The following is a 10,430-nucleotide window of genomic DNA, read 5'->3' as shown; positions in this document are numbered from 1 at the left end:
TGAGCCAAGCCGTTGCCTTTTCCCACACGCCCTTGTCGCGCCAGCGGGCAAAGCGCACGTACACCCGGTGCCAGTGGCCAAACTGCGCCGGCAGGTCCCGCCAGGGAGCTCCCGTGCGGCCCAGCCAAAGCACCGCTTCGACAAATCCGCGCGTGTCGGCAGCGGTGACCCCGCAACTCCCGGCTTGCCCCGGTAACAAAGGAGATAACTCGGCCCACATCTTGTCCGTCAATAGCGTGCGGTCTGCATTCATAGTCGATCAACAACTCCGTAATTGAGAACAGTTCCTAGGAGAGCTTGGGCTTGGTCATCGGTTAATGGGACACTCATACAAGGCGGCGTCTGCGCGAGATTGTGATGTAATAATAAAGCTATTCGCTTCTTTCAGGAAACGGCCAGCGTTTTCCCTCAGTACTGGAACATTTCCTGCAGCCGGTCGCAGACGGCCTGTGCCGTGGCCTTGGGCAGCACGCCCAAGCGGCGCACCAGACGCGTTTTGTCGACCGAGCGAACGTGGTCGAGTGCCACTTGGCCCTCTTTGCCCTGAAAGGTGCAGTCCACCCGCGAGGGGTAGTCGCGCCGGGTGCTGGTGAGCGCGGCGACGGTGACCGTGCGCAGGTAGCGGTTCATCTCGTCGGGGGAGACCACCACGCAGGGGCGGGTCTTGTTGATTTCGCTGCCCTGGGTCGGGTCGAGGTTGACGAGCCACACCTCAAAGCGCAGCACGCCGCTTACCACTGCCATTCCGTGTCTTCAAATGCGTCCGAAAACCCCTCTAGCAGCTCGCCTTCCGGGGCGGGTCCCTGAGCCAGGGCGTGCTGAAAGCGTGCGTCCCAGTCCTGGCGGCGCGGCGCGGCCACAGGGGTGATGAGCAAGCCTTCCGGCGTGGGCCGCAGGTCGACCTCGCCGGCCAGATGGTATTGCTGCAGTAACTTCTTGGGCAGCACAATCCCCTGGGAATTGCCCACCCGAATCAGGCGCGTGTTCATCAAGCAAATGTATGTACAATGTAAGTACATTTGCGCCGCTCTCTTGGTTTCATTCCTCGGATACCGTTCCGACCTTTTCACTGAATCAAAATGGCAATTCTATGCTGGTAAATATGGCCGGCAGAAGAGGATAGCTTTGCTGAAACACTTTTTACCTTCTCCTATCAATACATGGACGAGCCCGATGACCTGTTATGGGCCAAGCAGCACTGGCAACAAGCCGGGACGATTGCCCTACAAACAGCTTCCGAAGCCGAACTAGCTCGTTTTGCCATGGTGCACCGGGTTCAACTGCCCGCTGATTTGGTCCGCTACTTTGCCCTCGTCAATGGCACCGGCGGGGAGTACGACGAGCCTTTTTTTTGCTTTAACAGTCTGGCAGAAGTACAGTCTGTCGCTGAGCGGTTTCATGACTACCATGGGGTGCCCAAATACAGCGACTTGCTGCACACCTGGCCCGAACATGAGCAGTTTTATGTGTTTGCCGATTACATGATTCACCTCTTTGCCTATGCCATTCGGCTGGACACCGGTGCTTCCTCTACCAATTCCGTGTATGTGCTCTGTGGGGGCGATTACCGGCCAATAGCGGAGAGTTTTACCGAGTTTCTCGCCCTCTACAAGCGGGATTCAGCCGTGCTGTATATGGGCGATGAGGAGCTCGAAGAGTAAATCAGTTCGCTCGTTTCACCAAACGAAGCGCGTTTACCTTCGGACCGTTTTTTTGAATTCTCGGCATTCCATTGATTAGATATCAAAGAGATTATAGTCATTCTCCATGCTCCGCACCCTAAAGAATCTACGGCAGAAAATAGCTGATAATGCTGAGCTAATATGGCTGTTACCGCTATTTTTTGTGGCTCTTATTCTGGCGATACCGGCTCTTCCGTTCATTCTTATTTATGCCCATTTAAGCGATAAAAAATGTCAGAAAAGCTACAAAGAGTATCTGGCTAGAATGAACGGCACCTGCTTCTTTTATTACAATAATCGAAAAAGCAGCTTTGCTTATATCCGCGAATTTTTGCTACCAGCGTTGTCCCCATCTGTTCAGGTTGTTTTCGTTGAGCGACGCGAAGTTGACGCTGGGCCTGATGGTAAATACTTGGCCAGGATGCTTGGGGAAGTAAAAGAGCGAAAAGGCTTTCCATATCTACTAAAGATTATGGATGGACAAGTAGTAGAGTGCTCCGTCAACAACCAATTCTACAGCATCATGATTGGCCGCAAGCCCTTAAGCCCGCTTTTGGACAGGATAAATGCCTTCTACAATGCTACATAGGCCCTTTCTCCTGTTTAATTAGCACCCTAAAATCTAATCGTGGAGGTCGTTCTGAAGCGGCTAGCCGAAGTAGCACCAGCCCCGATTTTATTAGGTACCCAGGATGGGACGTGGCTGGTGCCGCTATGCTGGCCGCTTGGTTGAGGGATGCTGTCCCACTTCGACGCCGCCAGGCAACTGGTGTACGCTCACCTGCTTATTGAGCATCATCATCCGCATAGGCCAACTCGGCAGTTGTGTATGGAAACGATTGAGGCCTATGCGAACAGCACCAGTAGCCCGAGGGTCGCCCAAGAGGAATCAGAGTGGCTGAAGCATCAGGCACAAGTTCAATCGCTCGCTTTGCTATTCCGACCGTTAAAGTGAACACAACATGCGAATGATAAAGCCGTTTCAATGAGCTTCTTTTTGCAGGAGTAGCTGCGAACCGAAACCCTTATATTTTAGCCGGATGAAGCTATTTTCACTAGCAGCCGCTGGCCTACTGGCTTTCGCCGGCTGCGCCGGCAAGGAGTCCGTCCAGCCCACCACGCCAACGGCCAACAGCAGTCCGCTGCCGGCCCTGGCAGCTGGCGATGCCGTGCTCTACGAGGTGTTTATCGCCAATTTCAGCGCTGCGGGCACCCTGGATGGGATGCTCCCCCGGCTCGATTCTATCCGGCGGGTGGGGGGCAACGTGGTGTGGCTGATGCCGCCTTATCCTACCCGGGGCTCGCCTTACGCCGTCGACGACTACCGGCGCATCACCCCCGAGTTTGGCAACCTGGCCGCCTTTGATGCCTTGGTGACCGCCGCCCACGCCCGGGGCCTGCGCGTGATGCTGGACTGGGTGGCCAACCACACCTCTTTTCACCACCCCTGGATTCAGACCCACCCCGACTGGTACACCCGCGACGCCACCGGCCGCATCGTCCATCCCCTGCCGCAGTGGACCGACGTGGCCGACCTGGACTACAGCCAGGCCGGGCTGCGGCAAGAAATGATTGAATCCATGAAGTTCTGGGTGACGCAGCACGGCGTTGACGGCTTTCGCTGCGATGCGGCGGACCTGCTGCCCGACGACTTCTGGCGTCAGGCCTTGCTCGAGCTGCGCCAGGCCAACCCTAACCTGCTGCTGCTGGCCGAAGGCCGCCGGGCCAGTCACTACGCGTCCGGTTTCGACATGGCCTTTGGGTGGGACTTCTACACTGCGCTGGAGCAGGTATTCGTGCGCCGCGACCCGGTCAGCCGCCTGACAGCCGCTCACCGGCAGGAGATGCAGAGCGTGCCCGCCGGGCGCACCCGCCTGCGTTTCACTACCAACCACGACGAAGTACAGGCCGGCGTGCCCGCCGTGCGATGGGGCAGTGAAGCAGCCGCGCGGGCGGCCTACGTGGCCACGGTGGCGTTCGGCGCGACGCCGCTGCTCTACAATGGCCAGGAAGCCGGCGACCCTGCCCGCATGAATGCCCAGCGCACTCCCATCCGCTGGGGCCTCGATCCGACGGCGGGGGTTTTTTATCGCGGGCTGCTGAACGTATATCATCAACAGCCGGCCTTGCGCCGGGGCAGCGTGGAAGACCTCTCGTCCAGCGACGACGCTTTGCTGGTGCACCGCCGCCTGGGCACCGAGGAAGTGCTCGTACTGGTCAACGTCCGGGGCACCCCCACGACGGTGGCCTTGCCCGTAGCCGTGCAAGGCGCGAGTTGGACGAATGCGCTAACCGCTGCGCCGGTGGCTGTCAGTACCTCGATCGCCCTGCCGGCCTACGGCTATGCTCTATGGCAGCGCTAGCGATGCATAATACCCTCCTTTGGCTATTTGGACCGTTTTCTTGAACCGGAATTACCTTGCTGGTATGCATGGATTTGACAAGGAGCAGGTCGCGGCAACCATCCTGCACATCGTGCATCTGGTCAGCCGTGGGGGCATCGAGCAAGTGCTTCGGGGAGGCAAACCCAGCAGATGTACTGTCGAGGAGCTTAACGCTGTGCTGGCAGAGCACGGACAAGGCTTTACCCTGCCGGCCAAGGCCCCCAAAGCCTACTTGACACGCGGGGAAGGGGAGCCGGCCAAACTCTACGCCGACATCCGAATGTGTGTCGACGGGGCCCCGAGCGAATTAGTGCTGCGCTGCACCCTTTTCGCAGAACAGAGTGCGGGCCATTACGCCTACCGAGTCGAGGATTTGCTCGCCCCCTGAATTGGGGCAGATGCTTATACTCTACTTTGCCTTTTCGACCGTTTTCGTGGACTAGTAGCGCAGGTTTCGCAGCCTCCTACACGGTTAGCCGCCAGCTGAAATAGGCCCGGACAATTTCTTCCGCAAACCACTTGGCACCTGGCAGGTGGTCGGCGGTAGTCAAGAGCCCATACTGGTCGAAGTCGCGTTCGCTCAGGTTCTGGACAAAAGTCAGGGTGCGTAGCACGTGGTCCCGGGCCGGGACCAGCCGGGCCGACGAGGGCTGGTAGTACTCCGCGTAGCGCAAGAGCGTTTCGACGGGTTCGGCTGCCCAGTGCCGGGTGATGACAATTGGCTCGTCGAGCAGTTCGAGGGTGATGCCGTTAAGCAGGGCCAGACATCCTTCCTCGACCAGCCGTTGGTAGTGCACCGATTCGGCTGATGGCCGGGTAAAGCCCAGCGAGAGGTACTTCCAGTAGGGCAGGGTGAACTCGTCGGCCGGCATGTAGATGCTGACCGTCTCGCCCAGATTATCATCGAAGTAGCGCAAGATGTCTTTCCGCAAGGCGGCGAGTTCGGCGTAGCTGACTGCTACCCGTTCGCCGCTTAATTCCACACGGTAGTAACTGCTCATAGCGTCCATAGGTGTCGGCAACGTCCTCACTGCAAACTTATCTCTCCTAAATTTGAACAGAGCGCGTTTAGCTTCGGACCGTTTCACTGAACGGGGCCCACACATATTCTATTCGCACTTATGGGGCTATTCTCTCCAAATAAATGTTGTCGTACATCGCCTTGTGGTGAATAATGAGTCGTCCCTTCCGAGTTTCTAAGGGCAAGCGAGTCATTATCAGTACATCGTCGAATCTGGTAAACTCATAGCCATGCGCTTCGTCCTCCTCCGCAAAGAATTTGTCAAACGTGATGGCGCCTGCTTTCACCGACCACCTGCCCGTATTGGTGTAAACCAATGACTTGTCCTGTTTCCGGTAAAGCTGGTTGATGTAGCGCCCGCCCTTGAGGATGCGCACGGTGTCGATGGTGTTGACATTGTTGCGCGAGACGTAGAGCCCAGTGGGGTCGGGGTCACCTGCGCAGCCGGTCATCGCAACACAGGCAAGAGCAAACGACAAGTAGCAGAGAGAACGCATCTACAAGTTACAAAAGCAGGTAATCCTTTCCGAAAAGTAACGGGTAATACGAAGCATTACAATCCCTCTTACAACTGAACGGCGCGTGTTTAAGGACCCACCGTTTTTCTAGACTGAGCGAGCCTGTCTCTCCTTGGCACCTTTTACGGTTCGGACCGTCTATTGCGCCAAGCTGCGCGTTACATGGCCCTGCTGGTCCAGGAAGTTCAATTTCGCGACGCCATTCGAATCCACGAGTAGCTGCAGGCGCGGCTTGCCCATGCGGTCGGACAGGGATACCATGGCAGTTTTGCTTTCGTCTTTGCCCACGAATACGCGTTGAGCAAATGCTTTCTGCCCGGGGATAGGCTCCAGCATCTGGTGCATTAATGCCTCTTTAGCCAGACCGTCGGGCATTTTTTGCGCTTTCTTGTACTCGGCGCGCCAGTCCCAAAAGTCCGGCTTCTTTTGCCAGTCGTCAATGTGCAAGCCGGTGTTTTGGTCGCCGTTGTCGTCTTGGTAGCTCAGGTACAGCACCTGGTTCTGGTTATACTGGTCAAAGGAAAGGTGCCCAGTGGCAGTGAAGTTTCCCTTTTCATCCTTCCCCCCCCGGAAAACTAAGCCCCCGTTCTCGGTACCTTCGTCGTTGTAGAACACAAGCCCCGGCCGGTTTCCTCCCGGAATGGGCGGGGTCAGCGGTTTGCCATAGCCCAACACTTCGGGCGAGCGACTTTGGTTGGAAATTACCATGCGCAGCTGCCCATTGCTTTCGAGCACATTGATGCGCTCCACCGAAATTTCCTTGAAACGGCCGTTGCCAGAAGTACGAAAAGCCGACAGCGCGGCCACCCCTAAGAGCACGGTTAGTAGGCCCGACTGCCATTTCAGGCGGGTTATTTCTTTCTGCATTTTGACCAGTTGCTCTTCCATGATTAAACATTTGATGAGCGCCAAAAGCAGTTTCTCTCTCGAAAACCTGTCGGCGCTGGCGGTGCCCCCTATGCGCAAACTCTGTTTTTCTTAAACAGGAGGCGGAACCAACGTGTCGGACCAACGGAGTGAGCCGTTTCTCACGGCTTTACGTTTTGAGGTTACACTTTCTCCTTCTCCAATTATGGACCTGCACTTCGTTCGCCGCGGCACCGGCCGCCCCCTGTTACTGGTTCACGGTCTCGGCGGCAGCTGGCGGTCCTGGAACGCCATCCTCGACACGCTGGCGGCCGAGCGCGACGTTATTGCCGTGGACTTGCCCGGCCACGGGCAGACCCCGGCACTGTCCGGCATTCATTCCATCGGTACTCTGGCTGATGCAGTGACCGACTTTCTGACCCGGCACGACCTGCTTGGCATCGACGCCGTGGGCAGTTCCATGGGTGCGCGGCTGGTGCTGGAGCTGGCCCGGCGCGGCGGCGTGCTCGGCGCGGTGGTATCATTGGATCCTGGTGGGTTCTGGCAGGGCTGGCAGATTCCGGTTTTCTACCATTCGGTGTCCTTGTCCGGGAAGCTGGTCAAGGTCCTGCAGCCGGTGATGCCCGCACTGGCCGGCTCGGCTGTGGGGCGCACCGTACTGCTGCCGCAGTTTTCGGCCCGGCCCTGGGCCGTGGATGCGCAGTTGGCCCGCGACGAGATGTACAGCTTCGGGTGTTGTTAAACAAATAGGGTAAAACCTCCGACTCGACCGGTTACGCGGGTTTGCTCGGCGGCTGCCAGGCGGCAATCAAGTCCATGTCAAATGGGGCTTCGGCCGGCAGGGGCTGGTCGGAGAAGTCGTACTCGCCGTGCAGGTTCACGTGGCGGTAGGAGAGCACGGCGAAGGGCGAGAGCGTGGCCAGCGTAGCCGCTTGCTGTTCCGGGGGCAGCCGGGCCAGGTGCTGGGAGAGGTGCAGGTAGTTCCAGCAGATGATGGCGTTCATCAGCAGGCGCTTGCAGGTCTCGGCCACCAGCTGCTCGGAGCGGGTGGCGGCGTGGAACTCCTGGTTGCGCCCGTGCCAGACGGCGTGGGCGAGCCGGTGGGCGCTCTCGCCCTTGTTGAGCTGCTTCTGGATGCGCTGGCGCAGCTCGACCTGGTCGACGTAGCGCAGCAGGAACTCGGTTTTGACCAGCCGGCCCAGCTCTTTCAAGGCCCGGTAGAGCGGGTGCTGGCGGGCGTAGGAGTTGAGGCGGCCGAACAGACGCGAGGCCTCGCTGTGACGCAGCTTGAGCGTGACGACCAGGCGCAGGACCTCGTCCCAGTGCCGGGCGATGCGTTCGGGGTCGAGGCGCGCGTTAGGCAGTAGCGTCTGCCCCAGTTGCCGGTGCGTGGCCACGGGCTCCCAGCTGTAGAGCTGCTGGTTGGTGAGCTGGCGGATGCGCGGCTCGTAGGCGATGCCCAGCATGCGGGTCACGGCGAAAATGACTTCCGTGTAGCCGTGCGTGTCCGTGCTGTGCACGTCGGTGGGCCGCACGGCGTGGCGCAACAGCCCTTCTAGCAGGTGCGTGGCCTCGCGGTCGGCAGCGCTGAACACGGTCGAGTCGAAGACAAGCAGCGTTTCGTCCACGTAGGAGTAGGCCGTCAGGCCGCGGCGGTTGCCGAAGTATTTGAAGGAAGCGCTGCCGCCGAGCGAGTCCACGGCCAGGTCGTATTTCTGCCCGTCGCTGCTGCTGTGCAGCACATCGGGCGAGAGCCGAAAGGCCTCGCGCAGGCGCAGTTGGCGCGTAAAGTTGAGAATCAGCTCGTTGGCCTGGCGCAGGTTGTCGAGCGAGAAATGGGTGCTGGCCAGGCGCTGCAGGGCCGCTTCGTCCACCTGCGGCGCAACCTGGGCCAGGCGGCGCAGGCCCAAGTTGCAGCCGAGTCCGACCAGAGCGGCCAGCAGCTGCGATAAGGGGGGCGGCGTGCGGGCGTGCTTGCTGGGCAACGAGCCAAAAGCCGTGTCAAATTGGGTGAGCCGGGCCACGCTGGTGAGCACCTCGCGCAAGGGCACCACCCGGTGGCGGGGAAACAGGTGGGCGGGCAGGCGGGGCTGCTCGGCCGGCAACCGGGGCGTGGTGAGGCGGTAGCGCCCGGCCGGGGTGCGGTGCGCGTGCGGGTTGTCGGCCCCGCTCAGGTGGGCGTTCGTGGCGGCAAACTGGGCCTGCAGCTGCGCCTGAAGCGTGGTTTGCACCGTGGCAAAGTCGCGCCAGGCGCGAAGCCCGGCCTGTTCCAGCAGGGCTTCGCGCTGCTTGGCCCACTGCGCGGCCGGCAGCAGGTAGTGCTCGAAGGCCCGGTACTGGTAGCAGCAGGTGAAGTTGAGCTGGCCGGATTTGACGGCCGTGGCCATCTCCAGAAACAGCAGCGCTTTGTAGAGCGATGGGCGCAACCGGCCCTGCGCATCGAGGACGTAGGCCCGTTGCGTGAGCGAGAGAAAGTCCAGCGGCACCTGCGCGCCCAGGTGCCCGTCGTGCTGCTGGTAGTACTGCACCGCCCGCCACAGGTCGGCGCGGGTGGTTGCTTCGTCCACGACCAGCGCTTTGACCAGGGTCCCGAGCTTAGTCTGCAGGCGCAACGAGGCGGCGGCCAGCGCCTCGTGAAACAGCGCCTCTCCGGCCTGCTGCTCGGTGGCCTGGCGCAATTGCTCCAGCTGCTGGTGGTCTTCGCTGAGTTGCGCGGCCGTGACCTGGTGGCGCTGCAGCAGCGCGTCGATGCGCTGGAGCTTCTGCTCGGCCGGCACGTCGGGCGCGTCGACCAGGGCGCGAATCTGGGTCAGGGCCTGCAGGTGCCGGTAGCCCCGGCCCGTGACCTGATTGGTTAGCTGCTGCGTGGCGGTGCGTTGCTGGTAAAGCGTCTCCTTGACCTGCTCGCGGCACTGATTGGCGGCGCTGGTCATGGTTTGCAGCAGCGTATCGACCAGGGCATCACCCAGCTCGTAGTACTGGTGCACCACGAAGCTGAGCAGGTAGAGGTAGCGCCGCTCATCGCGGCGGTAGAGTTGCGCGGCTTGGGCCCGCAACACGTACTCGGCGTAGTAGGTGACGGCCTGGTCGGAGAGGCGCAACCGCTGCCAGAGCGGCTGCAGCTGCTCAAAGAGCTGCCGCAGAGAGGCGAAATGGGTGACCCGTTCGCGGATTTCCCCGGCCCGCAGGCCCTGGCGGATGCGCTTGAGAAAGGTGAGCGGGTAGCGGCGGTCCGCATCCGCCTCGCGGGCGTCGGGGTCGTCGGCGGCCAGCAGCCGGTCCAGCAAGCGCTGCTCGCCGGGCTGCAGGTGCTGCTGCAAGCGGTGGAGCAGCCGTTTCTCAAACGCGAGCAGGGCCCGCGTGATGAGGTCGGCCAGCGTGTTGTAGGTGGGCAGTTCCAGCCGGTGCTCGTGCAGAAACAGCACCAGGTAGTCGAAGACAGTCGACGGCTTGAGGTGCTGGCTGCTCAGGCGCACGGCCTCCTGGTACAAACGCTCCGTGGCGGCCGCGTCGAAACGCGCAATACCCAACTGCTCGCACACGAGCTGCTGGTGGGCGTAGTACCGGGCATCGGCGTAGCGAAGCGGGTCAAAGCCGTCGGGTTCCAGCCCCAGCTGCTGGGCCACGTACGCCACATCGGCCGCGTGGTAGCGGGTGGCCACGTAGAAGCGCTGGCTAATCTGGAAGTAGCTTAGCTGCAACAGAAACCCGACGCGGTTAGCCGGCGCCAGCATCCGGGCCAGGTGCCCATCGGCCCATGCCGGCACGGCAAATACCCGCGCCTGCTCGGTGGCCGGCACCAGCGGGGGCTGCTCGTATAGTTCACGCTCCTTGCCCAGGTGAATCCGCAGGTGCGTGGCCATAAGCTACCCAAAAGGCGATGGTGTAAACGACCGTTATTTCTACCCACCAATGATAGCGTTAACGTCCATATAAAGGTATCGAAAACCGGTACCTT

12 protein-coding genes are annotated in these 10,430 nt (G+C 60.4%); 5 read left to right on the top strand and 7 right to left on the bottom strand.

What is annotated here, in order from left to right:
* From H145_RS24335 to H145_RS0118025, 3 genes are all read right to left on the bottom strand, one after another.
* On the bottom strand, positions 1-253 hold a 253-nt coding region (locus H145_RS24335; protein WP_019948900.1), incomplete at its 3' end, for a transposase.
* Between the two features lie 155 nt (positions 254-408).
* Positions 409-744 (bottom strand): type II toxin-antitoxin system PemK/MazF family toxin, encoded by a 336-nt coding sequence (locus tag H145_RS0118030; protein ID WP_019949560.1) that lies wholly within the window; start codon positions 742-744, stop codon positions 409-411.
* Positions 732-989: an AbrB/MazE/SpoVT family DNA-binding domain-containing protein gene (locus H145_RS0118025; protein WP_019949559.1), complete on the bottom strand. Its 258-nt coding sequence runs from the start codon at positions 987-989 to the stop codon at positions 732-734. Before H145_RS0118025 ends, H145_RS0118030 begins: the two co-directional genes overlap by 13 nt.
* A gap of 171 nt (positions 990-1,160) precedes the next feature.
* Between H145_RS0118025 and H145_RS0118020 the strand changes: the two genes are divergently transcribed.
* The 4 genes from H145_RS0118020 to H145_RS0118000 all read left to right on the top strand — a co-directional run bounded on the left by H145_RS0118020 (position 1,161) and on the right by H145_RS0118000 (position 4,454).
* Positions 1,161-1,661: an SMI1/KNR4 family protein gene (locus tag H145_RS0118020; protein ID WP_019949558.1), complete on the top strand. Its 501-nt coding sequence runs from the start codon at positions 1,161-1,163 to the stop codon at positions 1,659-1,661.
* 106 nt (positions 1,662-1,767) lie between these two features.
* The gene (locus H145_RS0118015; RefSeq protein WP_019949557.1) at positions 1,768-2,271 is read left to right on the top strand and encodes a hypothetical protein; all 504 of its coding nucleotides are present in this window, start codon (positions 1,768-1,770) and stop codon (positions 2,269-2,271) included.
* 451 nt (positions 2,272-2,722) lie between these two features.
* Positions 2,723-4,045, top strand: a complete 1,323-nt coding sequence (locus H145_RS22010; RefSeq protein WP_019949555.1) for an alpha-amylase family glycosyl hydrolase — start codon at positions 2,723-2,725, stop codon at positions 4,043-4,045.
* 64 nt (positions 4,046-4,109) lie between these two features.
* Positions 4,110-4,454, top strand: coding sequence for a hypothetical protein (locus H145_RS0118000; protein ID WP_019949554.1), 345 nt, complete (start codon positions 4,110-4,112; stop codon positions 4,452-4,454).
* Positions 4,455-4,530: 76 nt separating this feature from the next.
* Here H145_RS0118000 and H145_RS0117995 read toward each other — a convergent pair whose 3' ends face one another.
* The 3 genes from H145_RS0117995 to H145_RS0117985 all read right to left on the bottom strand — a co-directional run bounded on the left by H145_RS0117995 (position 4,531) and on the right by H145_RS0117985 (position 6,493).
* Positions 4,531-5,067, bottom strand: coding sequence for a hypothetical protein (locus H145_RS0117995; protein WP_157541775.1), 537 nt, complete (start codon positions 5,065-5,067; stop codon positions 4,531-4,533).
* Positions 5,068-5,185: 118 nt separating this feature from the next.
* Complete coding sequence (locus H145_RS0117990) at positions 5,186-5,566, bottom strand: hypothetical protein (protein ID WP_157541773.1); 381 nt, start codon at positions 5,564-5,566, stop codon at positions 5,186-5,188.
* Positions 5,567-5,743: 177 nt separating this feature from the next.
* On the bottom strand, positions 5,744-6,493 hold the full coding sequence (locus H145_RS0117985; RefSeq protein WP_019949551.1) for a hypothetical protein: 750 nt from the start codon (positions 6,491-6,493) through the stop codon (positions 5,744-5,746).
* Positions 6,494-6,677: 184 nt separating this feature from the next.
* Here H145_RS0117985 and H145_RS22005 point away from each other — a divergent pair, with 184 nt between their 5' ends.
* Positions 6,678-7,214 (top strand): alpha/beta fold hydrolase, encoded by a 537-nt coding sequence (locus H145_RS22005; protein ID WP_019949550.1) that lies wholly within the window; start codon positions 6,678-6,680, stop codon positions 7,212-7,214.
* A 31-nt stretch (positions 7,215-7,245) separates the two neighbouring features.
* Here the strand turns inward: H145_RS22005 and H145_RS22000 are convergent, their stop codons facing one another.
* Positions 7,246-10,335 (bottom strand): Tn3 family transposase, encoded by a 3,090-nt coding sequence (locus H145_RS22000; protein ID WP_019949549.1) that lies wholly within the window; start codon positions 10,333-10,335, stop codon positions 7,246-7,248.
* Positions 10,336-10,430: the final 95 nt, after the last annotated feature.

It is taken from the genome of Hymenobacter aerophilus DSM 13606, assembly GCF_000382225.1.
Lineage (GTDB): Bacteria > Bacteroidota > Bacteroidia > Cytophagales > Hymenobacteraceae > Hymenobacter > Hymenobacter aerophilus.
The sequence above is the reverse complement of the archived record's forward strand: the minus strand, read 5'-3'. Positions and strand labels throughout refer to the sequence as shown.